We start from the raw sequence: 26,523 nt of genomic DNA on the forward strand, positions 1-26,523 counted from the left end.
GATAGTGGGCATTTTCATCATTCATGGTTGATAAAGCGTGAATGCCTTGCGCTGCTTGCGTTTGCGCCTTGCCGAGGCGCCGCTCCGCCCTCCCGCGCGGTCGCCATTAAACATCTGCAAGACGTTGAAACCGTCATCAAGCTTTTTGCCGCTGGCGCAATTGACGTCGCGGTGCCGTAAGAGTCGTGCCGGTTGCCCGGCCGGAATACGCAAAAACAAGGATTCGGCCCCTTTACATTCTTCGGGAGCCAAGGATTTATCCTCTTCTTTGAGCTCAAGGGAGACGAGCATGTCCTTCGAAAACTGGGCCGCCTTCACTGCCGCGTCGACCATCCTCCTCATCATCCCGGGCCCGACAATCCTTCTGGTCGTCTCCTATGCGCTGGGCCAGGGCTGGCGCACCGCTTTGCCGATGGCCGTCGGCGTGGCGCTCGGCGACTTCACCGCCATGACCTTGTCGATGCTGGGCATCGGCGCGCTGCTTGCCGCTTCGGCTGGTGTTTTCACCATCCTGAAACTGATCGGCGCCGGCTATCTGATTTATCTCGGCGTGAAACTGTTCCGCGCCGGCGGCACGCTGAAGGCTGAACCACGCACCGACGCGGTGTCGTCGGCCAAGATGATGGCGCATGCCTGGCTGGTCACCGCGCTCAACCCGAAAAGCATCACCTTCTTCGTCGCCTTCCTGCCGCAGTTCCTCGACCGGCACGCCGACTTCCGGACGCAGATGCTGATCTTCGAGACGACCTTCCTGGCGCTCGCCTTCGCCAACGCCTTCGGTTACGCGCTGATCGCGGCACGCGCCCGCAACGTGGTGCGCAATCCCAAGGCGATCCGCATCTTCAACCGCACCGGCGGCACGCTCCTGGTCGGCGCCGGCATCGCCACGGTGGCGATGCGTTCCGGCAATTGATGTCCTGACGCGGGTGAGGCCCGGAGGGCCTCACCATTTAACGCTGAAGCCCAGATTGCCCTCGAGGATGCGGCGTTTGTCGCCGCCGAGATTGGTGGTGTAGTCGCCGGTGGCGAAGATGCTGACCTTGTCGGTCACCTTGGCGACAATACCGCCGCCGAACTCGAACGAGGTTGACCTGCCCTCCGTCGAGATGTCGGTGGTGTCGAAGCTGACACGATCGGTGCCGCCAAAATCATGCCAGATATTGGCCTTGAGGTAGGGCTGCAGCGCTATGCCATTGACAGCGGACTCGCCCTGCAGCCGAGCCCCGATCCGGCCGGTGACGCTGCCCTCGCTATCGAAGGAAACCGACGAGAAACGATCCTTGGCATCGTCGAGCGACAGATGCTGCCAGATCAGTTGCGCCTGCGGTTCGAGCGTCCAGCCCTGCGCCAGCGCAATGCGATAGCCGCCCTCCAGCGAGGCGGTGACACCTGTTCCGCCAATGTCGATGCCGACATCGCGCGACGACGTCGCGTCGCCGCCGAAGAAGGTGGCCATGAGGACGCCGTCGAGGTACCAGCCGCCTTGGCCGATGCGGGTCCAGTAACCGCCGACGCTGGTGCCGCTGAGATCGATGCCGCCGACGGACAGATCATTCTGCCCCAGCGCCTGGCCGCGCACATCGCCCTTCATGCTGGCATAGGCGACGAACAGGCCGGCGCGATCGATCCCGCCCGACGCGGTTTCGCGTCCGAAGACGTCGAAGCCCGCCTGCAGGCCGAACAAGGTGCCGTCGAAGGACGGCGACACCGTTCCCGACCAGCCCATCTTCGCGTCCTGGCCGTAGATGCGGCCCCAGACCGGCGACAGCTCCGTGTTCGACAACAGGCTCTGTTCGCCGCGCCGCTCATGGAAGGTGCCAAGTGTCGTCATCGCCAGATGCTCGGCCACAGGCGGCACCGCGGAATAGACCGGCACCTCGACGCGATAGAGCAGGATTTCCTCCCCTGCCGCGGGCATCGGAAGATCGGGCACGGCGGTCGGGACCGGCGGGGGCGGTGGCGGTGGATCAGCCGCCGGCGCCGGCGGCGGCAGTGGCGGCGGCACGGGCACCGGATCGCTAGCCTGCACGGGCGGCGTCGGGTCGGCCGGCGGAGTGTTGATATCGCCCTCGGTCGGCGCCGGCACCGGCGGCAGCGCGGATGGCGGCGGCGGAGGTTCGGTCTCGGGCGGCACCGGTTCCGGCGCGGGTGTTGGTTCTGCCGCCGGCGGCGCCGCGGCCGGCGATGTCGGCGTTATCAGCGACGAGCGCAGATACCAGTTCTCCGCGCTGCCTGCGGTGACGCCACCCTTGAACAGATAATATTCGAAGGCGCCTGCCGCGACCGGCACGTCGAGCGCGAAGGCGCTTGAGGTGGAGGTGGCGCCGTTGACCGCCTGGACGACCATGATGCCGTCCTGCATCGTTTCGGCCCCCGCGCCGCCGACATTGACCACCGCGATGCCGGTCGAGCCGGAAGCCGTGCCGCCCGAATGCACCAGCCTGTCCGACGCCGACGAATCATCGCCGAGCTCGGTCTGGATGAGCAGCAGGCCGCCGAGCCCGGTGTAATTGCCCGAAATCATCAGCCGGTCCGTCGCGCCGGTACTGCCATTGGTCAGGTCGATGCGGCCTGCATTGACGACGTCCGCAAGCTGGCCCGACGTAAAGGCCTGGATCGATGCGTTGAAGCCGCCGCCATAGAGCGTGCTCGCGGCATCGACATTGAGCGATCCCGTGCCGGTGCCGCTGTCTCCAAGCACGAGATTGCCGTCCAGCGTGAGCTGGGTGTCGTTGGTGGCGTCGACGGTCTCCCAGTTCTGGATCCGGCTGATGCCGTCGAGCTTGACGTTATCGAAGGTCAGCGTATCGGTGCCGAGACCGCCATTCAGCGCGTCGGCGCCGCCCAGATTGGCTTTGGTCAGGTTGCTCAGCTTTGCCGTATCGTTGTCGCCGCCGAGGTCGACGGCGCCATAGATGATGCCGCCGCCATTCCACACGAAATTGTCCGCGCCGAAGCTCATCAGCACATCGCCGCCGACGGTGCCGCCCGTGATCGTCACGCTGTCGTTGCCGCCGCTGACGCTGATGTTGCCGCCGATCGTGCCGCCGGAGAGAATGATGGTGTCCTGGTCGAAGCCGGTGACCAGGTTGCGGTCGATGATGCCGCCCGACATGTTGAAATAGTTCTTGTCGAGCTTCATGTTGACGCGGCCGATGCGGCCGTCGGTCATCACGGCACGGTCGCCGTCGTCGAAGAAATCGACGATGCGCCCGCCGGTCATGGTGAAGGTGTCCAGCCCGTCGCCCTGGTTCAGCGAACCGACCTGGCCGCCGCTCATGTTGAAGTCGTCGATGCCGGCGCCCTGCTGGACATTGCCGGCGACGGTGCCGCCGCCGATGGTGAAGAAATCCGTGCCGTCACCCTGATCGACCGTGCCGGTGATGGTGCCTGACTGCATGTTGATGCGGTCCGTGCCCGGGCCGAAGGTGACGTTACCGCTCACCTGGCCGGTGCCGCCGGCGGGAAAGTTCAGCGTGTTGTTGCCGATGGTGTCGTTGAGGCTGCCGCCCGAATCGCCACTATCGCAAGTGAAGACGTCATTGCCCGGAGACGGAACCAGCAGGCATGCCGCCAGGGCCGCGGAGTTCGGCAGCAACATAAGGGTCGTAGTTGCAAGTAAGCTAATAAACCCAGCATTGATCCGCCTGGGCTTTCGCTGCAGCAAAGAAACAGCCCTGCCAATGTGCTCCGAACCGCTGTTCGGAACCTGTATTTCAAAATGCCGCATCGCGTCCCCTCTCAGATCGCGATTTCAAGCCCCTTACCCGCGCCGCAATCAAGCCACAATTCGTCCAGTTTTACAAAGCCTATTCTGTCTCCCATGGTTGATGAACTGCAAAAATGTCTGACATGCCGCGGCGCGACTCGTGAAATGGCGTAGCCGTGGCCTATGCTTTAAGATCACGCTGGACCGTGGGCATCATGCCCATCGGGCCTCGACCGGGGACTCTCGCATGGCCATCAGGGACGCATTTGGCCTGGCATTTTCGGGCGCGACGGAAGCTGGATTCGCGCCCTACGGCCAGGCCGTGCGCGAATTGCAGTGTTTCATTGGCGATCCCGTGAAATCCGTCGATCGCGCCATCGCGCAGGACCCCGGTTTTGTCATGGCGCATGTCTTCAAGGGCTACCTTTTCGGCCTTGCCACCGAACCGGAGGCGACGGCCGTGGCCAGGATCTGCCACGAGGCGGCGCTGCCGCTTGCCGCGACAACGCGTGAGCGGGCGCATGTCTCGGCCCTCGGCCACCTCGCCAACGGGCGCTGGCATCAGGCCTCCGGCATTCTGCGGGACATAGCGATCGATTTTCCGCTCGACGCCGTGGCGCTCCAGGTCGGACACCAGGTCGATTTCTTCACCGGCAACGCCCGCATGCTGCGCGACCGCATCGCCCGCGCCCTGCCGTCATGGCAGGCGGACATGCCGGGGTATCACGCCATTCTCGGCATGCAGGCCTTCGGGCTCGAAGAGATGGCTGAGTATGCGCAGGCCGAAAGGCTCGGCCGTACGGCGGTCGAGATCGAACCGCGCGATGGCTGGGCGCAACATGCGGTCGCGCATGTGATGGAGATGCAAAGCCGGCAAAGGGACGGCATCGCCTGGATGCGTACCGATCCCGAAGCCTGGACGAAGGAGAGCTTCCTCCAGGTCCACAATTGGTGGCACCTGGCGCTGTTCCACTACGATCTCGGCGAGACCGGCGAGGTGCTGGCGCTCTATGACGGGCCGATCTATGGCAGCAGATCGACGCTGGCGCTCAACATGGTCGATGCATCGGCGATCCTGTGGCGGCTTCACCTCGGCGGCGTCGACGTCGGCGACCGCTGGACGGCGCTAGCCGCCAATTGGGTGCCCAAGGCCGCTGCCTCCAACTATGCCTTCAACGACGCCCACGCGATGATGGCCTTTGTCGGCGCCGGGCTCGATGCTCCGGCCCGGACCTTGCTCGGGGCACAGCGCGAAGCGATGCGGGGCGGTGACGACAATGCCGCTTTCACGCGGGATGTCGGCCATCCCCTGACGCTTGCGATCAAGGCGTTCGGAGAGGGCAACTACGCCGAAACCATCCGACTGATCCGGCCGATCCGGACCATCGCCCATCGATTTGGCGGCAGCCACGCGCAGCGCGACGTCATCGATCTGACGCTGATAGAAGCCGCCTTGCGTGCCGGCGACGGTGCACTGGCCAGGGCGCTGACGACGGAGCGCTCGACCGTACGCCCGGACAGTCCGCTGTCGGCGCTGTTTTCGAGACGTGCCGCCGATTTGTCAGAGAATTGACCCGGAGCGGATCTTGCCTTAAAAACTGGCTCAAACATATTTTTCGGGTTCCGAAAAAAATAAGAACGTGGGAGGAAACCATGTATCTCGGCCTCGACCTGGGCACATCGGGCGTCAAGGCGCTGCTGATCGATGCCGGACAGGGCGTCATCGGCTCCGGCCATGGCACGCTTGATGTTTCTCGCCCTCATCCGGGCTGGTCCGAGCAGGATCCCCTGCACTGGATACGCGCCTGCGAAGACGCGATCGCCGAACTGAAGGCGGCACATCCCGGGCAGTTCGCCGCAATCAAGGGCATCGGCCTGTCGGGCCAGATGCATGGCGCGACCTTGCTCGATGCGGCCGATCAGGTGTTGCGGCCCTGCATCCTGTGGAACGATACGCGCAGCCATGTCGAGGCGGCGGCACTGGACGCCGATCCGCGCTTCCGCGCGCTCACCGGCAACATCGTCTTTCCCGGCTTCACCGCGCCCAAGCTCGCCTGGGTGAAGAACAACGAACCCGCTGTCTTCGCCAAGGTGGCAAAGGTGCTTTTGCCCAAGGATTTCCTGCGGCTCTGGCTGACCGGCGAGCATATTTCGGAAATGTCGGATTCGGCAGGCACGTCCTGGCTCGATGTCGGCAAGCGGCGCTGGTCTTCCGAGTTGCTTGCGGCGACCTCGCTTGAGGAAAAGCAGATGCCGTCGCTGGTTGAGGGCACGGAAAAAGCCGGCGCCCTGCGCGCCGGACTCGCGTCGCGGTGGGGCATCGCGGCCGGCACTCCGGTGGCTGGCGGCGCCGGCGACAATGCGGCTTCCGCCTGCGGCATGGGCACGGTCGGCGCCGGCCACGCTTTTGTCTCGCTCGGCACATCGGGTGTGCTGTTTGCCGCCAACGCCGCCTATCTGCCCAACCCGGCCAGCGCGGTGCACACCTTCTGTCATGCTCTGCCCAATACCTGGCACCAGATGGGCGTCATCCTGTCGGCAACCGATTCGCTCAACTGGCTGTCGGAGATCACAGGCAAGGGCGCGGGCGAACTGACATCGGAACTCGGCGAGACGCTGAAGGCGCCGACCGGCGTATCCTTCCTGCCCTATCTCTCGGGCGAGCGGACGCCACACAATGATTCCGCCATTCGCGGTTCGTTCACAGGCCTGGCGCATGAATCGGGCCGCGCAGTGCTGACACAGGCCGTGCTCGAAGGCGTCGCCTTTGCCTTCCGCGACAGCCTGGAGGCATTGAAAACCGCCGGCACGACCTTGACGCGCGTGACCGCGATCGGCGGCGGCTCGCGCTCGCGCTACTGGCTGAAGGCGATCGCCACCGCGCTGCAATTGCCGGTGGATATTCCGGCTGATGGCGATTTCGGCGCTGCGTTTGGAGCGGCCAGACTTGGCCTGATCGCCGCGACCGGCGCCGATCCGCTGGCCGTGTGCTCCGCGCCGAGGACAGATGCCACGATCGAGCCGGATGCAGCTCTTGGCGGCGCCTTCGCCGATGCCTATCACCGATACCGCGCGCTCTATCCGGCGATCAAGGCCGTAACCGCGTGAGTTGGCGCTTGTCCCATTCCTTTCGTCCGGGCGCTGGCGCTGCCCCTCACCTGCCTGCCGGCATCCTCTCCCCGTATAGAGACGGGGAGAGGGGCGCTGTCATTGCTGGTTTCGCCAATCACCAACGTCGCAGGAAAGGCGTCGAGATTGCCGCCGGCCCCCTTCTCCCCGTCACTATACGGGGAGAAGTGCCCGGCAGGGCGATGAGGGGCGGCGCCGACTTCGCCAATCGGTCCCCTCTACAGATTGGACAAGCAACTACTGTAAGCGTGGGAGCCACTCAACTTGCCAGCAAGACCTCACTGCGCCGGCACCTTGTCGAGGAAGCCGGTGACGCTCTTCAGGCGGCCGTTCTCGATGATGCCGATATCGGTGCCTTCGATGACGGAAGCAGTGCCCTCGGGCCCGAGATTCCACGAAAATCGGATCTTGTCGGCAAAGCCGTCCGGCGTGCCCTTCAGCGAGAAGCGGAAGCCGGCAAAGCGCTGCTGGACGCCGCCGATCAGCGCCGCGACGCCTTCATGGCCGTCGCCCTGCATGAGCGGATCGCGATAGCTGACGTCCTCGGTGAAGACAGCCTTGAGCAAGGCCGCCCGGCGGTCGGCATCGCTTTCGTTCCAGGCGGTGATGTAGTTCAGGGCGATCGTGTTGAGGTCGGTCATGGTCTGTCTCCTTCGTTTGACGGTTTTGACAGGACCGTTTTCGACCAGCCTCGGCGTGAAACCAATTACGCCTGAGGTAATCGGGCAAACCTATCTTGGAGAGGAAGAGAACCATGAGCAGCGGCTTTTTCGGCGATATCCAGACAATCAAATATGAAGGACCGGATTCGACCAATCCGCTGGCCTACCGTTTCTACAATCCCGACGAAGTGGTGGCCGGCAAGCGGCTGGAAGACCATCTGCGCTTTGCCGTCGCCTACTGGCATTCCTTCGCCTGGCCGGGCGGCGACCCGTTCGGCGGCCAGACCTTCGACCGTCCCTGGTTCCCCAAGGCTGGCGGCGTCGACACGATGGAATTGGCGAAGCTGAAGGCGGATGTCGCCTTCGAGATGTTCTCGCTGCTCGGCGCTCCCTATTTCTGCTTTCACGACGCCGATGTACGGCCCGAGGGCAAGGATTTTTCCGAAAGTGCGGCCCGCCTCGATGAGATCGCCGATTATTTCGCCGGCAAGATGAAGCAGACCGGCGTCAAGCTTTTGTGGGGCACGGCGAACCTGTTCTCCAACCGCCGCTTCATGTCGGGCGCGGCGACCAATCCCGATCCGGATGTGTTCGCCTACGCGGCGGCGACGGTGAAGAGGTGCATCGACGTCACCAAGCGGCTGAAGGGCGAGAATTACGTGCTGTGGGGCGGGCGCGAGGGTTATGAGACGCTGCTCAACACCGACCTTGCCCGCGAGCAGGAACAGGCTGGCCGTTTCCTGAACCTCGTCGTCGACTACAAGCACAAGATCGGCTTCAAGGGCACGATCCTGATCGAGCCGAAGCCGCAGGAGCCGACAAAACACCAGTATGACTACGACGTCGCGACCGTCTACGGCTTCCTCAAGCGCTTCGGCCTGGAGAAGGAGGTCAAGCTCAACATCGAGCAGGGCCACGCCATCCTGGCCGGCCACTCCTTCGAGCACGAACTGGCGCTGGCCAATGCGCTCGGCGTCTTCGGCTCGATCGACATGAACCGCAACGACTACCAGTCGGGCTGGGACACCGACCAGTTCCCCAACAACGTGCCGGAAATGGCGCTGGCATATTACCAGGTGCTCCAGGCCGGCGGTTTCAAGACCGGCGGCACCAATTTCGACGCCAAGCTGCGCCGCCAGTCGCTCGACCCGCAGGACCTGCTGATCGGCCATATCGGCGGCATGGATTCCTGCGCGCGCGGCCTCAAGGCGGCAGCGAAGATGGTAGAGGACAAGGCGCTGTCGGGTCCGCTCGCCGAGCGCTATGCCGGCTGGAACAGCGCCGAGGCCAAGGCGATGCTGTCGGGCAAGCGGACGCTGGAAGAGATCGCCGAGCGCGTGGTGAAGAAGAAGATCGAGCCGCAACCGCGCTCCGGCCGCCAGGAACTGCTCGAAAACATCGTCAACCGCTACGTCTGACGCTGCCTGACCGTCGGCAATCCAAGCCGGCGCACTATGCGATTCGAAAGCTTGGCGCGCGGAAACTTTCTGCGCGCCATGCTGAAATCGACGACAAGGTTTTGCCCTTGCCGCCTCTCAATGACCTCGCTCTTGCCTTCAAACTGCCGTCACGAATCTCGTATAGGTATGGCTCGTGGCGGGAGAGGAAGAAGGAGGCGAACCGATATGCAGAACGAACGTGAAATCGACGCCCTGCTCTCACCTGGCGAGGCCGGATCGATCATCGACCGGTTGATGGCAATGCCGCATCCCAGGGATGGCGCGCGCCGGTCCAACGAATGGGATCGTGCTGTTGCCAGCCGTTTCGAGACCCATCTGGCTAGACAGATGCGCTCACAGATCGATGGCGGCAGCGACCGGCAAAACGCCGCCTGAGCCACCTGGATCAACCTCGGCGAAGCCTGACAGGGGCTTCGCCAAAAGCCCTTGAAAATGCTCTCGAAAAGGCCGCGGCAGACGAGAACCCCGTCCGCCCGGCGATATCCGCCATGGCGATCCGGGTGTCGACAACGAGCCGGCGCGCGGCGCCCAGGCGCAGCCTGAGATAGTAGGCGCCCGGCGTCTCGCCGATCGACTTGCGAAAGATGCTTTCCAGGGTACGCGCCGTCACCCCGGCGCGCCTGGCCACCGCGTCGATGGTCAGCGGCTGGTCGACATGCGCTTCCATCAAGCGGATCGCTTGCGCCAGCCGCCGATCGTAGCCGTCGAGCCGGCCGAGCGAGACCAGCGGCTGGGCATCAGTCGCGGCACGCGCCTGGTCGTAGATGAAGACGCTGGCGACATCGAGCGCCACCGCCATGCCGAGTCGCGTGCGAATCAAGTGCAGCATCAGGTCGAAGGTCGGCGAGGCGCCGCCCGAGGTGAACACCGGCCCATCGATGACATAGCGGTCCGGCCGGACATCGACGCCGGGAAAAGCCGACGAAAAATCCTCCATGTCTTCCCAATGGGTGGTGGCGCTGCGGCCCTCCAGCAGGCCGGCGCGCGCCACCAGCCAGGTGCCGGCCTCGACGCCGCCGCACGCGCGGGCCGCCCGCGCTGCCCTCCGCAAACCTGAAAGCAGAGCCGACGTCGCGTAATTCTGGGTGCCGAAACCGGCGACGACGACGAGAACGTCGGTTGTCTCCTTGGCGTCGAAACGGCCGCTGACCGCCACCGGCAGGCCGCAGGTGGTAACCGGCGCCTCGCCTGTCACCGAGACCAGTTTGAAGTCGAACAGGGTCTCGCCGGAAATGCGATTGGCGGCCCGCAGCGGGTCGACGGCGGAAGCGACGCACATGATCGAGGAGCCGGAAAACACCAGGAACGTTACCTTGAGGGTCTCACGTTCGGCGCGAAAGACGGACTTTTCGCTTTTGATCATGTCGCCTTCGTAAAACGCAAAGCAGCTTTGATCAAGTCGAGCGATGGTAGGGGCTGTTTCGAATGGGAGGAGAGTTTCGATGCCGCTCGCGATGAACCGTGAGGTCTTCATTACCTGTGCCGTGACCGGGTCCGGCGGCTCGCAGGATCGCTCACCCCACGTGCCGCGCTCGCCCAAGCAGATCGCCGATTCGGCGATCGACGCGGCCAAGGCCGGCGCTGCCATCGTCCATTGCCATGTGCGCGACCCCGAAACCGGCAAGCCCAGGCGCGACGTGCATCTCTACCGCGAGGTGACCGAGCGCATCCGCGCGGCGGATGTCGACGTCATCCTGAACCTCACCGCCGGCATGGGCGGAGACATGGTGTTCGGCTCGCCCGAAGCGCCGCTGCCGCTCAACGAAAAAGGCACCGACATGGGCGGCGCCACCAACCGCATGGAACATGTGCGCCAGTGCCTGCCGGAAATCTGCACGCTCGACTGCGGCACCATGAATTTCGCCGAGGCCGACTATGTCATGACCAACACGCCCGGCATGCTGCGCGCCATGGGCGGCATGATGACGGCGCTCGGCGTCAAGCCGGAAATCGAGGCCTTCGACACCGGACATCTCTGGTTCGCCAAGCAACTGGTCGAGGAAAAGGTGCTCGATCCGGACGCGCTGGTGCAGCTCTGCATGGGCGTGCCGTGGGGGGCGCCCGACGATCTCAATACCTTCATGGCGATGGTCAACAACGTGCCGTCGACATGGAACTGGTCGGCTTTCGCCATCGGCCGCAACCAGATGGCCTACGCCGCTGCCGCCGTGCTCGCCGGCGGCAATGTCCGCGTCGGCCTCGAGGACAATCTGTGGCTCGACAAGGGCGTGCTGGCGACCAATGCGCAATTGGTCGAGCGTGCCGCCTCGATCGTCACCAATCTCGGCGCCCGGATCCTGGGGCCGGAAGAAGTGCGCAAGAAGCTCAACCTGACCAAGCGAGCGCCGATCGCGGCATAAATTATTCGCAGGGAGGGTCGATATGGCTACTGTAAAATTCACCGCCATGAAGGATGGCGACAGGCAAGACTACGAGTTCCTGACCGCGCACGAGATCGACTACGCGGCCAGGACCGGCGAGCGGCTGCTCGACGCGCTGGTGCAGCTCGACGAAGGCCTGTCCGGCTACAAGATCACGCGGCTGGGTCATTCGCTGCAGGCGGCGACGCGGGCCTGGCGCGACGGCGCCGACACCGACTGGATAGCCTGTGCGCTTCTGCACGACATCGGCGACATCTACGCGCCCTACAATCACGACGAATACGCCGCTTCGATCCTGAAACCTTTCGTGCGCGAGCAATGCACCTGGGTGGTGGAGAAGCATGGCGACTTTCAGCGCCTCTACTACGCCCACCATCTCGGCGGCAATCGCCATGCGCGCGACCGCTTCGCCGGTCATGCCTATTTCGACGATTGCGACCAGTTTTGCGAACGCTGGGACCAGTCGAGCTTCGACCCTGACTATGAGACACTGCCGATCGACTTCTTCCGGCCGTTCGTGCTCGAAGTCTTCGCCCGCAAAGCCTACGACCCCTCGGTCATCCGCGCCGGCGAGCGCGTGCCTCTCGCCGATCCCGAAACCGCCAGGACAAGAACCGGAGCCTCTCAATGAGCATCATCAACAAGGCGGCCGCCATCGGCGGCGGGGTCATCGGCGCCGGCTGGGTGGCGCGGCTCCTGCTCAACGGCATCGACGTGTCGATCTTCGATCCCGATCCCGAAGCTTCGCGCAAGGTCTCGGAAGTGATGAAGGGCGCGCGCCGCGCCTACAAGCAGATGGTGCCCGGCGGCCTGCCGAAAGAGGGCAAGCTGACCTTCGCCAAGACGATCGCCGAGGCGGTCGCGGATGCCGACTTCGTCCAGGAAAGCGTGCCGGAACGGCTCGACCTCAAGCACAAGGTGCTGGCCGAGATCGACACCCACGCGCCGGCCAACGCCATCGTCGGTTCGTCCACCTCGGGCATCAAGCCGACCGACATGCAGGTGGCGATGAAGAAGCACCCGGAACGGCTGGTCGTCGGCCATCCGTTCAATCCGGTCTATCTGCTGCCGCTGGTCGAGATCGTCGGCGGCGACCAGACTTTCCCGGAAGCCATCGAAGTCGCCAAGGAAATCTATGCCTCGATCGGCATGAAGCCGGTCGTCATCCGCAAGGAGATCGAGGCTTTCGTCGGCGACCGCCTGCTCGAAGCCGCCTGGCGCGAGGCGCTGTGGCTGATCAAGGACGGCATCTGCACGGTCGAGGAACTCGACGACATCATGCGCTACGGCTTCGGCCTGCGCTGGGCGCAGATGGGCATGTTCCAGGTCTATCGCGTTGCCGGCGGCGAGGCCGGCATGCGCCACTTCATGGCGCAGTTCGGGCCCTGCCTGAAATGGCCGTGGACCAAGCTGATGGACGTGCCGGAGTTCAACGATGAGCTGGTCGACCTGATCGCCACCCAGTCTGACGACCAGGCGCACGGCCTGTCGATCCGCGAACTGGAAAAGATCCGCGACGACAATCTGGTCGCGATCATGGATGCGCTGTCGAAGCAGAACAAGGGCAAGGGCTGGGGCGCCGGCGCGCTGCACAAGGATTACACAAGACAGCTCGCCAAGCTGGCGGCGAAGAAGCCCGTGGCCTCAAAGGCAGCGGAAAGGGCCAGGGCCGCCAAGCCAGTGAAGAAAGCCGAAAAGCCGAAGAAAAAGAAGAAGGGCTGAGACCATGGATTTCGGTCTTTCGGAAGAGCAGAAACTCATTGTCGAGACGACGCGCGCCTTCGTCGAGAACGAGCTTTATCCGCACGAGCGCGAGGTCGAGCGCACTGGCGTGCTGCGCCGCGAGCTGATCGAGGAGATCAAGGCGAAGGCGATCGAGGCGGGCCTCTATGCCGCCAACATGCCTGCCGATGTCGGCGGCGCGGGGCTCGATACGGTGACCTGGCTGCTCTACGAGAAGGAACTCGGCCGCGCCAATTACGCGCTGCACTGGACCTGCGTGGCGCGCCCTTCCAACATCCTGCTCGCCGGCACGCCGGAGCAGCGCGAAAAGTATCTTTTCCCCTGCATCCGCGGCGAGAAATGGGACTGCCTGGCGATGACCGAGCCGGGCGCCGGCTCCGACCTGCGCGGCATGAAGGCGACCGCCGTGCAGGATGGCGACGACTGGGTGCTGAACGGCACCAAGCATTTTATCTCCCACGCCGATCTCGCCGATTTCGCCATCGTCTTCATGGCCTCGGGCGAAGAGGATTCACCGCGCGGAAAGCGCAAGAAGATCACCGCCTTCTTCGTCGACAAGGGCACCAAGGGATTCACGGTGCGCGACGGCTATCGCAACGTCTCGCATCGCGGCTACACCAACGCCATTCTCGAATTCGACGACTGCCGGCTGCCGGCATCCCAGGTTCTGGGCGAGGTGCACAAGGGCTTCGACGTCGCCAATTCCTGGCTCGGCGCCACGCGGCTGCAGGTCGGCGCCACCTGCCTCGGCCGTGCCGAGCGAGCGCTCGGCCATGCGGTCGAATATGCCGCGCAGCGGCAGCAGTTCGGCCAGCAGATCGGCAAGTTCCAGGGCGTGTCGTTCAAGCTCGCCGACATGGCGACGGAACTCAAGGCCGCCGACCTGATGGTGTTCGAAGCCGGCTGGAAGTACGATCAGGGCACCGTCACCGACCAGGACATGGCCATGGCCAAGCTGAAGGCCACCGAAATGCTCGCCTTCGTTGCCGACGAGGCCATCCAGATCCATGGCGGCATGGGGCTGATGGATGACCTGCCGCTGGAGCGCATCTGGCGCGACGCCCGCGTCGAACGCATCTGGGAAGGCACGTCGGAGATTCAGCGACATATTATTTCGCGGGCGCTGCTGCGCCCGTTCGGGGCTTGATCGATGCATAAACTTGAACGCCTCCTGCGCCCCAAATCGATCGCCGTGTTCGGCGGCGTGCAGGCCGCCGCCGTCGTGGCGCAATCGATCAAGATGGGCTTTGCCGGCGAGATCTGGCCGGTGCACCCAACCAAGGACGAAGTTGCCGGACGCAAGGCCTACCGATCCGTCGCCGATTTGCCCGGCGCGCCGGACGCGGCCTTTGTCGGCGTCAACCGGCACCTCACCATCGAGGTGATCAAGGCGCTGGCCGAACGCGGCGCCGGCGGCGCCGTCTGCTTTGCCGCCGGCTTCCTCGAGACCGAGGCCTATGACGAGGACGGCGAAAGGCTGCAGGCCGAACTGGTCGCCGCCGCCGGCCAGATGCCGATCATCGGCCCGAACTGCTACGGCCTGATCAACTATGCCGACGGCGCGCTTTTGTGGCCAGACCAGCATGGCGGCATCAGGTTGGAAGAGGGCGGCAAGGGTGTCGCCATCATCACCCAGTCGTCCAACATCGCCATCAACATGACGATGCAGAAGCGCGGCCTACCGATCGCCTTCCTGATGACCGCAGGCAACCAGGCGCAGACCGGCCTGTCCGAAATGGCGCTCGGCCTGATCGAGGACGAGCGCGTCACCTCGCTTGGCCTGCACATCGAGGCGTTCGATTCGGTAGCCGGCTTCGAGCGCCTGGCGGCAAGGGCACGTGAGCTCAAGAAGCCGATCATCGCCATGAAGGTCGGCCGCTCCGAACAGGCGCGGCAGGCAACCGTCTCGCACACCGCTTCGCTTGCCGGCTCGGACGCTGCTTCCGGCGCCTTCCTGAAGCGGCTTGGCATCGCTCGCGTCGATTCCATCCCCTCCTTCATCGAGGCGCTGAAGCTGCTGCACATCACCGGCCCGCTGCCTGGCTATACCTTGTCGTCGATGAGCTGTTCGGGCGGCGAGGCATCGGTCATGGCCGACAGCGCCGTAGGCCGATGGGTCAACTTCCCGGTCCTGAACGACACCCATCGCGCCCATGTCAAATCGACGCTCGGGCCGCTGGTCGCGGTGGCCAATCCCCTGGACTATCACACCTTCATCTGGAACAACGAGCCGGCGATGACCGCCACCTTCACCGCCATGGTGTCGGGCGGCTTCGACCTCAACATGCTGGTGCTCGACTTCCCGCGTCCCGATCGCTGCTCGGTGACCGACTGGTGGGCGACGCTGCGCGCCTTCGAATCGGCGCTGAAGACCAACAAGGCGCGTGGCGCCATCGTCTCCTCGCTGCCGGAGAACCTGCCGGAGGAATACACCGCCGAGTTGATGGCGCGCGGCATGGTGCCGCTTTTCGGCATTTCCGAAGCGATGGACGCCGCCCAGGCGGCGGCCTTCATCGGCTGGGCCTGGCGCGAGCCGCAGGCGCAGCCGGTGGATACATCGGCGTCGGGCGCGGCCGGTGGCGATCATGTTACGCCCGACGAGGCGCAAGCCAAGGCGCGGCTGATCAAGGCCGGGCTTCCGGTGCCAAAAGGCGAACGCGCCGGCAATGCGGTCGAAGCGGTGATCTCGTCCATGGCGCTCGGCTTCCCCGTCGCCCTGAAGGCGCTTGGCGTCACCCACAAGTCCGAGGTGGGCGCCGTCAGGCTGAACCTCAAGGACGCCGAATCGGTCAGCACCGCGGCGCATGACCTGTTGCCGCTCGGCACCGGGCTCTATGTCGAGCGCATGGTGCGCGACGGCGTCGCCGAACTGATCGTCGGCTTCACCCGCGATCCGATGTTCGGCGCCGTGATGACGCTGGGCACTGGCGGCGTGCTGGTCGAATTGCTGCGCGACAGCGTCACGCTGATGCTGCCGGCAACGCGCGACGACATCGAGGCCGCACTGCGCGGCCTGAAACTGTTCCCGCTGCTCGAGGGCTATCGCGGCCGGCCGAAGGCCGATCTCCAGGCCGCCATCGACGCCATCGCGGGCATTGCCGGTTTCGTGCAGGAGAATGCCGGCGAGATCGAGGAACTCGACATCAATCCGCTGATCGTCTGCTCCGAGGGCAAGGGCGCCTGGATCGCCGATGCATTGCTGGTGCTGGGAGAAAACAAGAATGTCTGACGTCATTTCGACCCGCCGCGAAGGCTTGATCCTCGAGGTCACGCTCGACCGCCCCAAGGCCAATGCCATCGACCTGAAAACATCGCGGCTGATGGGCGAAACCTTCAAAGCGTTCCGCGACGATCCCGACCTGCGCGTCGCCATCGTCAAGACCGCCGGCGACAAGTTCTTCAGCGCCGGCTGGGACCTCAAGGCCGCCGCGAGCGGCGACGCGGTGGACGGCGACTATGGCGTCGGCGGTTTTGCCGGGCTGCAGGAATTGCGCGACCTGAACAAGCCGGTCATCGCCTGCGTCAACGGCATGGCGGTGGGCGGCGGCTTCGAGCTGGCGCTGTCCTGCGACCTCATCTACGCCTCCGATCATTCCTCCTTCGCGCTGCCCGAAATCCGCGCCGGCACGCTGGCCGACGCGGCGACGATCAAGCTGCCGAAGCGCATCCCCTATCATGTCGCCATGGACCTTTTGCTCACCGGCCGCTGGATGGATGTCGCCGAGGCGCATCGCTGGGGCCTGGTCAACGAGGTGCTGCCCAGGGAAAAGCTCGAGGACCGCGTCTGGGAGATCGCCCGGCTGCTCGCCAGCGGCCCGCCGCTGGTGTTCGCAGCGATCAAGGAGACCGCGCGGGTGGCGGAATCGCTGACCTTCCAGGAGGCGATGAACAAGGTGACGCGCCGGCAACTGCCGACGGTCGATGCGCTGTACGGTTCCGAGGACAATATGGAAGGTTTCCGCGCGTTTGCGGAGAAGCGGGAGCCGGTTTGGAAGGGGAGATAGCTCGCCGACGATGATGTTCCGTCACACCCCCCTCTGGCCTGCCGGCCATCTCCCCCGCAAGGGGGGAGATCGGCAGCTTCGCCTGCGGTGCTTTTGTCGCGGTGCTGGCGATTGGCGAAAGCGGAAACGCCATCCGATCTCCCCCCTTGCGGGGGAGATGTCCGGCAGGACAGAGGGGGGTGCCTGGGCTCGACCTTTGACGTCGGTTGAGCCGGCATGACCGACTACAAAACCCTGATCGACGCCGAGACCTGGGCTTTCATCGAGCGGACGAATTCCTATTATCCGCCCGACACGATCGATTACACCATCGCGCAGCAGCGCGAGATCTACCATCGCATGTGCCGCGAGTTCTTTGCCGGCTACCCCGAGGGGGTGACTGCGGAGACCACCGCTATTGCCGGGCCGGCATGCGATATCCCGATGCGCATCTACCGCAACGCAAAGCCGGACCATGCCGCCATGGTGCTCTACTTCCATGGCGGGGGCTTTATCCTCGGCGGGCTGGACAGCCATGACGACGTCTGCGCCGAGCTTTGCGGCCGCACCGGTTATGAGGTGGTCTCGGTCGACTACCGGCTGGCGCCGGAGCATCTGCATCCGGCCGCTTTCGACGATGCGATGAGCGCCATCGAATGGGCCGCCGGGACCTACGACCGCCCGGTCTTGCTGTGCGGTGACAGCGCCGGCGGCAATCTTTGCGCCGCCGTTGCGCACGCGACACGTGGCCACGCGAAAAAGCCGATCGGCCAGGTGCTGATCTATCCCGGTCTCGGCGGCGATCGCGCGCGCGGCTCCTATGTGACGCATGCCGAAGCGCCGATGCTGACGGTGCGCGACCTTGAATTCTACAAATACGTCCGTACCGGCGGCGTGGACCAGACCGGTGACATCACGCTGTATCCGCTGGCCGATGCCGATTTCGCCAATCTGCCGCCGACCGTGCTGATTACCGCCCAGTGCGACCCGCTGTCATCCGATGGCGAGGCTTATCGCGACCGCATCGTCGCGGCGGGCGGGCGCGCCGCCTGGTTCGAGGAGCCCGGCCTGGTGCACGGCTATCTCAGGGCCCGGCATGCCGTTGGCCGCGCCCGCGCGAGCTTCACCCGGATCGTCGACGCGGTGGCCACGCTCGGAAAGGGCGGCTTAACCTGGTAGGACGAATGGTTGTCCGCTCAGGACGCCTTGGCCAGGAAGGTCTGATAATCCGATTTCGCCTGCAGCAGGCGCAGCACGTTCTCGCGCGAACCGCGCACATGCGCGCGGGCCAGGGCGCCGGCGCGGCTGACATCGTTTGCGCAGATCGCCTCGACGATCTCGGCGTGTTCGTCGCGGGCGATCTTCCATTCATCGAGCCACAAGAGTTCGGTCCAGACATAATGCTGGCACTTGTCGAGGATGCCGCACAGCATGCCATGCAGCATGACATTGCCGCTGATCTCGGCAATGACGCGGTGGAGATCGATGCCGACCTCCAGTTCCTGGAATTTTTCCCGCGTCGTGCGATCTGGAATGGCGGCCAGCCGCTCGCACTCGGCCAGCATGGCGCGCAGCCGCGCCTTGTCCTTCTCGGTCGCAGCGGCCGCCGCCAGTTCGGTCGCGTGACCGTCGAGCAGTTCGCGGATGGCGAAGGCCTCGCGGAACATGTTGATGTCGAACTCGGTGACGGCATAGCCCTGGCGCGGCCGGCCGGTGACCAGCCCGTCGCGCTCAAGGCGATTGAAGGCTTCGCGCACGGGGGTGCGGCTGACATTGAGTTTCGCCGCGATGTCGCTTTCGGTGACGCGTGAACCCGGCGGAATCTGGCCGGTCACGATCATCGCCTTGAGCGCGGAATAGACCGAGTCGCGCAGCGTGTTTTTTGGTTCCTTGGCCAAGTTCCGTTTCCAGTTCTCCGGCCGCTTTAGCCGGACATCGCCTCGTTTGTAGTCGCAGTCGGCGTAATTTGCCACGCCCCGCGGCGCCGTTCCCGCCGTCCAACCGATCGCGCCCGTCGCAGTTGACAACACCGATCTCTCGGCTACATTCTAAATTGTATACAAAATCGCATGCCAAATCAAAAAACAAATGGGAACACCGGTCGGAGAACCGAAATGAACAGGACCACCAGCTTTAGAACTCTAGCGATAGCCGGGCTCATTGCCTCCGTGGCAGTGCCCGCCGTCGCCGCCGACACGATCACCGTCGCCTCATGGGGCGGCACCTATCAGGAGGCGCAGACCAAGGCCTTCTTCAAGCCGACCGCCGATGCGCTCGGCATCACCATCAAGGAAGACACGACCAACGGCCTCGATGACGTACGCCTGCAGGTGACCGGCAATGCGGTGAAATGGGACATCACCGAACTCGGCGCCGACGAATGCGCGCGCGGCTCGAAGGAGGGGCTGTTCGAAAAGCTGGATTACGGCATCATCGACAAGAGCGGCATCAACCCCAGGCTGGTGCATGAGGACTGGGTCGGCATTTCCTACACGTCCGTCGTGCTGATCTACCGGACCGACGTCTTCGGCGACAAGGGCCCGAAGACATGGGCCGACTTCTGGAACGTGGAAAAGTTTCCGGGACGGCGTGCGCTGAGCAGCAGCCAGGCGACGGAGACGCTGAGCGTCGCAGCACTCGCCTCCGGCCTGCCGATCGACAAGGTCTATCCCGTCGACATCGACGGCGCGCTGAAATCGGTCGACAAGATCCGTGGCCATGTCGACGCCTGGTGGACCTCCGGCGCCCAGGCCATGCAACTGGTGAAGGATGGTGAAGTCGATATGGCGAGCATCTGGAACGGCCGCGCCGGCACTTTGAAGAAGGAGGGCGCGCCGGTCAGCTTCTCCTTCGACCAGGGCGTGCTCACCGCCGATTGCATGGTCATCCCCAAGGGCGCCAAGAACAAGGACGCGGCGATGAAGGCGCTGGCCATGTTCGTCAGCCCGCAATTGCAGGCCAACCTGCCGCTCTATGTCGACAATGGACCGGTGAACGAGAAGGCCTTCGAGACCGGCAAGATCCCGCCGGAGCGGATCAAGGACATCAATTCGGCGCCCGAAAACGTCAAGAAGCAGGTATTGCAGGATGCCGAGTTCTGGCGCGACAACCTCGTCGAGGCGACGGAAAAGTTCAACAACCTGATCCAGCAATAGGCCGGAATCCTGCATTGCGGGACGGCAGCAGCGCCGCCCCGCTCCTTCAGTCTCTGCCTCGGAGATAACGATCTTGTCCATTGCACCATCCGCGCTGCCGATCGGCATGCGCGCGATCGAGAAACGATTTGGCAGCGTGCCGGTGCTGCGCGACCTGAACCTCGATGTCGAGGCTGGCGAGTTCCTGACGCTGCTTGGGCCTTCGGGCTCGGGGAAGACGACGCTGCTGATGATCCTGGCCGGTTTCGTGCGAGCCAATGGCGGATCGATCAAGGTCGGCGGCGACGAGATCATCACCACGCCGCCGCACCGGCGCAATATCGGCATGGTGTTCCAGAACTATGCGCTGTTTCCGCATATGAACGTCTTCCACAACATCGCCTTTCCGCTGAAGCAGCGCGGCGTCGGTGTGACAGAGACAGCGCAGCGGGTGGAGAAGGCGCTGGAGCTGGTGAAGCTGCATGGCCTGGGCGAGCGCCGGGTGGACCAGCTTTCCGGCGGCCAGCGCCAGCGCGTGGCCCTGGCGCGCGCCATCGTCTTCGAGCCGCGCATCGTCTTGATGGACGAACCGCTGTCGGCGCTCGACAAGGGTTTGCGCGAGCATATGCAGATCGAATTGCGTGCGCTTCATCGCCGTCTCGGCATGACCACGGTCTATGTCACGCACGACCAGCGCGAAGCCATCACCATGTCGGACCGTATCGCGGTGATGAACGGCGGCCGCATCGAACAGCTCGACCGGCCCGAAACGCTTTATGCCGCGCCGAAGACGCAATTCGTAGCCGGCTTCATCGGCGAATCGAACTTCATCCCGGTCGAAAGCCGCGATGGCTCGGTCTGGTATGAGGACAGGCCGATCCAGACCGGCGCACCGACGCCGCCGCCCGGTCCGCATCTGATGGTGGTGCGGCCGGAGAAGCTGCGGCTGGTCACGGCATCCGACCCGTCGACCGGCGTCAATGTGCTCGATGCGACGGTCAGCGACATCATCTACCAGGGCGACAGTTTCGTCTGCTATGCCAGCCTGCGCGACGGCCGCCAGCTGACGCTGCGCGACTATTGCCGCAGCGATGTGCTGGCAAGGCTGCCGGCGCCCGGCCAGCCGATCACGCTCGGCCTCGATGCCAAGGACACGATCCTGGTGGCGGCCGAGGGATGAGCGCGCAGTCCGCCTTCCTGACGGAGACCGCCAGTCCGGCGGGGCAGGACCTGAACGCGCAGGCCCTGCGCGCGGATGCGCGGCGCGAGTCATTGCGGCTGCTGGCGCTGCTGGCGCCGAGCCTGTTCCTTGTCTGCGTGATCATCATCGTGCCGATCGGCTGGCTGCTCTGGCTGTCGCTGTTCGACGAGACCGGCGCCTTGAGCGCCGCCAACTATGCGCGTTTCTTCGAGCAGGCCTCCTACATCAGGACCTTCATCACCACCTTCGAGGTCGCCTTCATCGTCACCGGCGCCTGCGTGCTAACAGGCTATCCCCTGGCCTACATGTTGTCGCAGCTGCCGCGCCGGGCCGCATCGATCTGCCTGATCTTCGTCATCCTGCCGTTCTGGACGTCGGTGCTGGTGCGCACCTATGCCTGGCTGGTGATCCTGCAGCGCAAGGGCCTGATCAACAGCTGGCTGATCGATCTCGGCGTGATCAGCCAGCCGCTGTCGCTGGCCAACAATTTTTCGGGCGTCGTCATCGGCATGACGCATATATTGCTGCCGTTTCTGGTCTTGCCGCTCTATGCCTCGATGAAGACCATCGACACCGACTGCCTGCGCGCCGGCATGAACCTCGGCGCCGGCCCCGCCGCCACTTTCCGGCAGATCTTCTTTCCGCTGTCGGTGCCGGGCCTCGCCTCCGGCGTGGTCATCGTCTTCGTGCTGTGCCTCGGTTTCTTCGTGACGCCGGCGCTGATGGGTGGCGGCAAGGTGGTGATGTGGGCGATGCGCATGGAACAGACCACCAGCCTCTATTCCAACTGGGGCGCCGGTGCGGCACTCGGCGTGGTGCTGCTGGTGGTCACGCTGGCGCTTCTCGGCCTGTTCCAGTGGCTGCTCGGCGCGCGGGCCACCGGCGTATGGAGTTCGCGATGAGTGAAGATATCGGATTGCCGATCTCGCATCGGCAACGGCTGTGGCTCTACGCCTTCGGCGGCCTCGTGCTGTTGTTCCTGATCGCGCCGTCGGTCATCATCGTCATCATGTCGTTCTCGGATTCGACGCTGCTGCAGTTCCCGCCGCGGCAATGGTCGCTGCGCTGGTATGAAAGCTATTTCCAGTCGCTGGAATGGCGCGACGCCACCATCGTGTCGGTGAAGGTCGCGGTCATGACCGCGCTGGTGGCGACGCCGCTCGGCACTGCCGCCGCCTATGCGATCAACCGGGGCACGCTGCGCTTCAACGGCACCATCAACGCGCTGCTGACGGCGTCGCTGATCATCCCGGTGATCCTGGTCGGCATCGGCACCTTCTTCCTCTATGCGCGCATCGGCCTCAACAACACGCTGATCGGCTTGGTCATCGCGCATACGGTGCAGGCGCTGCCGCTGGTGGTGCTGACGGTGCTGTCGGGCCTGCGCTCCTACGACATGAACCAGGAGCGGGTGGCGCGCAGCCTGGGTGCGGGGCGCATCGCCGCCTTCTGGCAAGTGACGATGCCGCAGATCCGCTTCTCGATCGTCTCGGGTGCGCTGTTTGCCTTCATCACCTCCTTCGACGAAGTTGTCGTCTCGCTGTTCATCTCGGGCGGGGAGACCACGACACTGACACGCCGCATGTTCAACGCGCTGCGCGACCAGATCGACCCGACCATCGCCGCCATCTCGACCTGCCTGATCGCGCTGTCTGTCCTGCTGTTGTCACTGGCGCAGATCTTCGGCCGCCGGCATTGATTTCATCGGGCCCATTCGCTTCAAGGACCCATTCGCTTCAAGACACCGGGGGATACCCAGACCAGATGCGTGATTTCCAGTTTCCCGGCCGCTCGCCGGTTCGTGCCACGGAAGCGATTGCCGCGACATCGCATCCGCTTTCGACGCTTGCGGCCATCGAGATGCTGCGCGCCGGCGGCAATGCCATGGATGCCGCCATCTGCGCCGCCGCCGTGCAGGGCGTGGTCGAGCCGCAATCGACGGGGATAGGAGGCGATTGCTTTGTCCTCTACTGCCCCAAGGGACGGAGCGAAGTGCTGGCTTTCAACGGCTCGGGGCGTGCACCGGCGGCCGCGACCGTCGACTGGTATCGCGACAAGGGGTTTAGCGAGCTTCCCAAACAGGGGCCGCATGCGGTGACCGTGCCGGGCGCCATCGACGCCTGGTGCCGGCTGCTGGAGGACCATGGCAGCAAGGGCTTGGCCGAAGTGCTGGCGCCGGCGATCCACTATGCCGAGAACGGCTATGTCGTGCACGACCGCGTCGCCTTCGACTGGGCCGAACCCGAAACCGATCTTTCCGCCGACGAGCATGCCGCGCGCATCTTCCTGCCGGGCGGCATGGCGCCGAAGGCCGGCGACGTGCACAAGCAGCCGGCGTTGGCCGCGACCTTGCGGGTGATCGCCAAACAGGGCCGCGCCGGGTTCTACGAAGGCGCGGTCGCCGACGACATGGTGCGCCGGCTCAAGGAGCTGGGCGGGCTGCACACGGCGGAAGATTTCGCCGCGACCAGGGGCGACTATGTGGCGCCGGTGAGCGTCAGCTATGGCGGCCACGAGATCCACCAGATGCCGCCGAACAACCAGGGGCTGACGGCGCTTCTGATGCTGAACGTGCTGTCGGGCTTCAGGCTCGGCGGGCTCGACCCCAACGGCGCCGAGCGCCTGCACCTGGAGATCGAGGCCGGGCGGCTGGCCTATCGCGACCGCGACCGTTTCGTCGGCGACCAGGACCATGTCCCGGTGCCGGTGAGGCAGCTTCTGTCGGCAGCCTATGCCGACCGGCTGCGCGCCGAGATCGACCGCGAGCGCGCCATGACCCATTTGCCCGACGTGCAGCTGCCGGGCAGCGACACGGTCTATATCTCGGTCGTCGACCGCGACCGCAACGCGGTCTCCTTCATCAACTCGACCTATTATTCCTTCGGCAGCGGCGTTGTCGGCCCCAAGACAGGCGTGGTGCTGCAGAACCGCGGCTCGAGCTTCCGCCTCGATCCGGCCCACCCCAACGCCATCGCGCCCAGCAAGCGGCCGATGCACACGATCATGCCCGGCATGGCGACCAAAAACGGCCGCGTGGTGATGCCGTTCGGCGTCATGGGCGGCGGCTACCAGCCCTTCGGCCATGTCCATCTTCTGACCAACATGATCGATTTCGGCATGGACCCGCAGCAAGCGCTCGACGCGCCGCGCGTGTTCTACAATGACGGTATGGTGGAGGCGGAGCGCAACGTGCCCGCCGAGGCGGTCGAAGGCCTGCGGCGGCGCGGCCACGCCATCACCGAGCCGCACCATCCGCTCGGCGGCGGCCAGGCGGTGCTGATCGACTGGGAAAAGGGAACGCTGACGGGGGCATCCGATCCGCGCAAGGACGGGATGGCGCTGGGGTATTGAGGAACTACCGGGCGCTGGCGCTGCCCCTCACCTGCCTGCCGGCATCCTCTCCCCGTATAGTGACGGGGAGAGGGGACACTGTCATCGACGGTTTCGCCAATCGCCCACGCTGAACAGGCGCCGAGACCGAAACTGCCCCTTTCTCCCCGTCCCTATACGGGGAGAAATGCCCGGCAGGGCAATGAGGGGCGGCGCTGACATCAGATGGACTTTCGCAAGCCATAGTCTTGAAACATAGCTGGTGACCATGACCCAAATCCACACTGACCTTTCCCACCGCCTCGTCGCCGGCGCCGACGACGCGCCGGCGATCCTGGCGCCCGACAGGCCGACGCTGACCCATGGCAGGCTGCGCGCGCTGATCGCCACCACCGCCACGCAGCTCCATGCACGCGGCATCGGCCGAGGCGACCGGGTGGCGATCGTGCTGCCCAACGGGCCGGAGATGGCGACGGCTTTCATCGCTGTCGCCGCCACAGCCCCGACGGCGCCGCTCAACCCCGCCTACCGGGCGGACGAGCTCGATTTCTACCTGACCGACATCGGCGCCAAGGCGATCCTGGTCGCCGAGAACGAGACTGGCCCCGCCGTGACTGTGGCCGAGCGCCTCGGCATTGGCGTGCTGCGGCTTGTCGTGCCGCCAGACGCGCCGGCCGGCAGCTTCACCATCGAAGGCGCGGCGGTCGGACCGCAAGCGGCGCCCGCCAAGGCCGGGGACGGCGACATCGCGCTTCTGCTGCACACCTCCGGCACGACGTCACGCCCCAAGCTGGTGCCGCTCAGCCATGCCAATGTCGCGGCCTCCGCCCGCCATATCGGCGCGACGCTCGGCCTGACGGCTAGCGATCGCTGCCTCAACATCATGCCGCTGTTCCATATCCATGGGCTGATCGCGGCGGTGCTGTCGTCGCTGGCATCGGGCGGCAGCATCTACTGCACGCCAGGCTTCAACGCGCTGCGCTTCTTCCAGTGGCTGAGTGACGCGAAGCCGAGCTGGTACACGGCCGTGCCGACCATGCACCAGGCGATCCTGGCGCGCGCGGCGCGTAACCCGGAAGCATTGGCGGCGGCGCGCCTGCGTTTCATCCGCTCGTCCTCGGCCTCGCTGCCGGCGCAGGTGATGGCCGAGCTCGAGGCGACTTTCGGCTGCCCGGTCATCGAAGCCTATGGGATGACCGAGGCCGCGCACCAGATGGCGTCGAACCGGCTGCCGCCCGGCCTGCGCAAGCCGGGCAGCGTCGGTGCCGCCGGCGGACCCGAAGTCGCCGTGATGGCGCCGGACGGCCGGCTGATGCAGGCCGGCGAAACGGGCGAGATCGTCATTCGCGGCCCCAATGTCACCTCAGGCTACGAGAAGAACCCGGACGCCAACGCCACGGCCTTCGCGCATGGCTGGTTCCACACCGGCGACCAGGGCGTGCTCGACGATGACGGCTACCTCAGGGTAACCGGCCGGCTGAAGGAGATCATCAACCGCGGCGGCGAGAAGATCTCGCCGCTCGAAGTCGACAATGTGCTGATGGACCATCCGGCGGTGGCGCAGGTCGTCACCTTCGCCATGCCGCATGACAAGCTCGGCGAGGAGGTGGCGGCGGCCGTGGTGCTGCGCGAAGGCATGAGCGCCAGCGAGGGCGATATCCGCGCCCACGCCGCGATGCGGCTCGCCGACTTCAAGGTGCCGCGCAAGGTGCTGATCCTGGAGGAGATCCCCAAGGGGGCGACCGGCAAGCTGCAGCGCATCGGGCTCGCCGCCAAGCTCGGGCTCTGATC

23 protein-coding genes are annotated in these 26,523 nt (G+C 65.0%); 18 read left to right on the top strand and 5 right to left on the bottom strand.

Going from position 1 to position 26,523, the window contains the following annotated elements; translation table 11 throughout:
- Window positions 1-21: 21 nt before the first annotated feature.
- The gene (locus FJ943_RS01235) at window positions 22-291 is read right to left on the bottom strand and encodes a hypothetical protein (protein ID WP_140719350.1); all 270 of its coding nucleotides are present in this window, start codon (window positions 289-291) and stop codon (window positions 22-24) included.
- Here FJ943_RS01235 and FJ943_RS01240 point away from each other — a divergent pair.
- Entirely contained in the window at window positions 290-913 is a 624-nt protein-coding gene (locus FJ943_RS01240; RefSeq protein ID WP_140660230.1) for a LysE family translocator, read from the top strand. The genes FJ943_RS01235 and FJ943_RS01240 overlap by 2 nt on opposite strands.
- Before the next feature lie 30 nt (window positions 914-943).
- On the opposite strand, the gene FJ943_RS01245 is transcribed toward FJ943_RS01240, so the two are convergent.
- Window positions 944-3,730 (bottom strand): autotransporter outer membrane beta-barrel domain-containing protein, encoded by a 2,787-nt coding sequence (locus FJ943_RS01245; RefSeq protein ID WP_140719352.1) that lies wholly within the window; start codon window positions 3,728-3,730, stop codon window positions 944-946.
- A 226-nt stretch (window positions 3,731-3,956) separates the two neighbouring features.
- Between FJ943_RS01245 and FJ943_RS01250 the strand changes: the two genes are divergently transcribed.
- Together FJ943_RS01250 and xylB are read left to right on the top strand one after the other, a co-directional pair.
- Entirely contained in the window at window positions 3,957-5,282 is a 1,326-nt protein-coding gene (locus FJ943_RS01250; protein WP_140719354.1) for a tetratricopeptide repeat protein, read from the top strand.
- Window positions 5,283-5,362: 80 nt separating this feature from the next.
- Window positions 5,363-6,817 (top strand): xylulokinase, encoded by a 1,455-nt coding sequence (gene xylB / locus FJ943_RS01255; RefSeq protein WP_140719356.1) that lies wholly within the window; start codon window positions 5,363-5,365, stop codon window positions 6,815-6,817.
- 299 nt (window positions 6,818-7,116) lie between these two features.
- Here xylB and FJ943_RS01265 read toward each other — a convergent pair whose 3' ends face one another.
- Entirely contained in the window at window positions 7,117-7,479 is a 363-nt protein-coding gene (locus FJ943_RS01265; protein WP_140620574.1) for a nuclear transport factor 2 family protein, read from the bottom strand.
- 113 nt (window positions 7,480-7,592) lie between these two features.
- On the opposite strand from FJ943_RS01265, the gene xylA reads away from it, so the two are divergent.
- Complete coding sequence (gene xylA / locus FJ943_RS01270) at window positions 7,593-8,918, top strand: xylose isomerase (RefSeq protein WP_140620573.1); 1,326 nt, start codon at window positions 7,593-7,595, stop codon at window positions 8,916-8,918.
- A 207-nt stretch (window positions 8,919-9,125) separates the two neighbouring features.
- Window positions 9,126-9,335, top strand: a complete 210-nt coding sequence (locus FJ943_RS01275) for a hypothetical protein (RefSeq protein WP_015314600.1) — start codon at window positions 9,126-9,128, stop codon at window positions 9,333-9,335.
- A 10-nt stretch (window positions 9,336-9,345) separates the two neighbouring features.
- Here the strand turns inward: FJ943_RS01275 and FJ943_RS01280 are convergent, their stop codons facing one another.
- Complete coding sequence (locus FJ943_RS01280; protein WP_140719358.1) at window positions 9,346-10,323, bottom strand: GlxA family transcriptional regulator; 978 nt, start codon at window positions 10,321-10,323, stop codon at window positions 9,346-9,348.
- Between the two features lie 79 nt (window positions 10,324-10,402).
- On the opposite strand from FJ943_RS01280, the gene FJ943_RS01285 reads away from it, so the two are divergent.
- The 7 genes from FJ943_RS01285 (at window position 10,403) to FJ943_RS01320 (ending at window position 18,246) form a co-directional block, all read left to right on the top strand.
- On the top strand, window positions 10,403-11,320 hold the full coding sequence (locus FJ943_RS01285; RefSeq protein WP_023772124.1) for a 3-keto-5-aminohexanoate cleavage protein: 918 nt from the start codon (window positions 10,403-10,405) through the stop codon (window positions 11,318-11,320).
- A 22-nt stretch (window positions 11,321-11,342) separates the two neighbouring features.
- Window positions 11,343-11,972: an HD domain-containing protein gene (locus FJ943_RS01290; protein ID WP_140719360.1), complete on the top strand. Its 630-nt coding sequence runs from the start codon at window positions 11,343-11,345 to the stop codon at window positions 11,970-11,972.
- Complete coding sequence (locus tag FJ943_RS01295; protein WP_140660234.1) at window positions 11,969-13,063, top strand: carnitine 3-dehydrogenase; 1,095 nt, start codon at window positions 11,969-11,971, stop codon at window positions 13,061-13,063. The genes FJ943_RS01290 and FJ943_RS01295 overlap by 4 nt, the downstream gene beginning before the upstream one ends.
- A gap of 4 nt (window positions 13,064-13,067) precedes the next feature.
- Complete coding sequence (locus tag FJ943_RS01300) at window positions 13,068-14,231, top strand: acyl-CoA dehydrogenase (protein WP_023772121.1); 1,164 nt, start codon at window positions 13,068-13,070, stop codon at window positions 14,229-14,231.
- A gap of 3 nt (window positions 14,232-14,234) precedes the next feature.
- On the top strand, window positions 14,235-16,313 hold the full coding sequence (locus FJ943_RS01305; RefSeq protein ID WP_140719362.1) for an acetate--CoA ligase family protein: 2,079 nt from the start codon (window positions 14,235-14,237) through the stop codon (window positions 16,311-16,313).
- Entirely contained in the window at window positions 16,306-17,088 is a 783-nt protein-coding gene (locus tag FJ943_RS01310; RefSeq protein WP_140719364.1) for a carnitinyl-CoA dehydratase, read from the top strand. The genes FJ943_RS01305 and FJ943_RS01310 overlap by 8 nt, the downstream gene beginning before the upstream one ends.
- Before the next feature lie 216 nt (window positions 17,089-17,304).
- Window positions 17,305-18,246: an alpha/beta hydrolase gene (locus FJ943_RS01320; protein ID WP_140719366.1), complete on the top strand. Its 942-nt coding sequence runs from the start codon at window positions 17,305-17,307 to the stop codon at window positions 18,244-18,246.
- Window positions 18,247-18,263: 17 nt separating this feature from the next.
- Here the strand turns inward: FJ943_RS01320 and FJ943_RS01325 are convergent, their stop codons facing one another.
- The gene (locus FJ943_RS01325) at window positions 18,264-18,965 is read right to left on the bottom strand and encodes a GntR family transcriptional regulator (protein ID WP_181174469.1); all 702 of its coding nucleotides are present in this window, start codon (window positions 18,963-18,965) and stop codon (window positions 18,264-18,266) included.
- A gap of 216 nt (window positions 18,966-19,181) precedes the next feature.
- Here FJ943_RS01325 and FJ943_RS01330 point away from each other — a divergent pair, with 216 nt between their 5' ends.
- From FJ943_RS01330 to FJ943_RS01360, 6 genes are all read left to right on the top strand, one after another.
- Complete coding sequence (locus tag FJ943_RS01330; protein ID WP_140719370.1) at window positions 19,182-20,222, top strand: ABC transporter substrate-binding protein; 1,041 nt, start codon at window positions 19,182-19,184, stop codon at window positions 20,220-20,222.
- A 73-nt stretch (window positions 20,223-20,295) separates the two neighbouring features.
- Entirely contained in the window at window positions 20,296-21,381 is a 1,086-nt protein-coding gene (locus FJ943_RS01335; RefSeq protein WP_140719372.1) for an ABC transporter ATP-binding protein, read from the top strand.
- The gene (locus FJ943_RS01340) at window positions 21,378-22,304 is read left to right on the top strand and encodes an ABC transporter permease (protein ID WP_140719374.1); all 927 of its coding nucleotides are present in this window, start codon (window positions 21,378-21,380) and stop codon (window positions 22,302-22,304) included. Before FJ943_RS01335 ends, FJ943_RS01340 begins: the two co-directional genes overlap by 4 nt.
- On the top strand, window positions 22,301-23,101 hold the full coding sequence (locus tag FJ943_RS01345; RefSeq protein WP_140620552.1) for an ABC transporter permease: 801 nt from the start codon (window positions 22,301-22,303) through the stop codon (window positions 23,099-23,101). Before FJ943_RS01340 ends, FJ943_RS01345 begins: the two co-directional genes overlap by 4 nt.
- Window positions 23,102-23,166: 65 nt before the next feature.
- Window positions 23,167-24,753 carry a gamma-glutamyltransferase gene (ggt, locus tag FJ943_RS01350; RefSeq protein ID WP_140719376.1) on the top strand — a complete coding sequence of 529 codons (1,587 nt, stop codon included), beginning with the start codon at window positions 23,167-23,169 and terminating at the stop codon, window positions 24,751-24,753.
- Window positions 24,754-25,000: 247 nt separating this feature from the next.
- Window positions 25,001-26,521 (top strand): acyl--CoA ligase, encoded by a 1,521-nt coding sequence (locus tag FJ943_RS01360; protein ID WP_181174504.1) that lies wholly within the window; start codon window positions 25,001-25,003, stop codon window positions 26,519-26,521.
- Window positions 26,522-26,523 lie beyond the last annotated feature (2 nt).

Origin of the sequence: Mesorhizobium sp. B2-3-10 (assembly GCF_006442275.1) — a bacterium.
GTDB classification, from domain to species: Bacteria; Pseudomonadota; Alphaproteobacteria; order Rhizobiales; family Rhizobiaceae; genus Mesorhizobium; species Mesorhizobium australicum.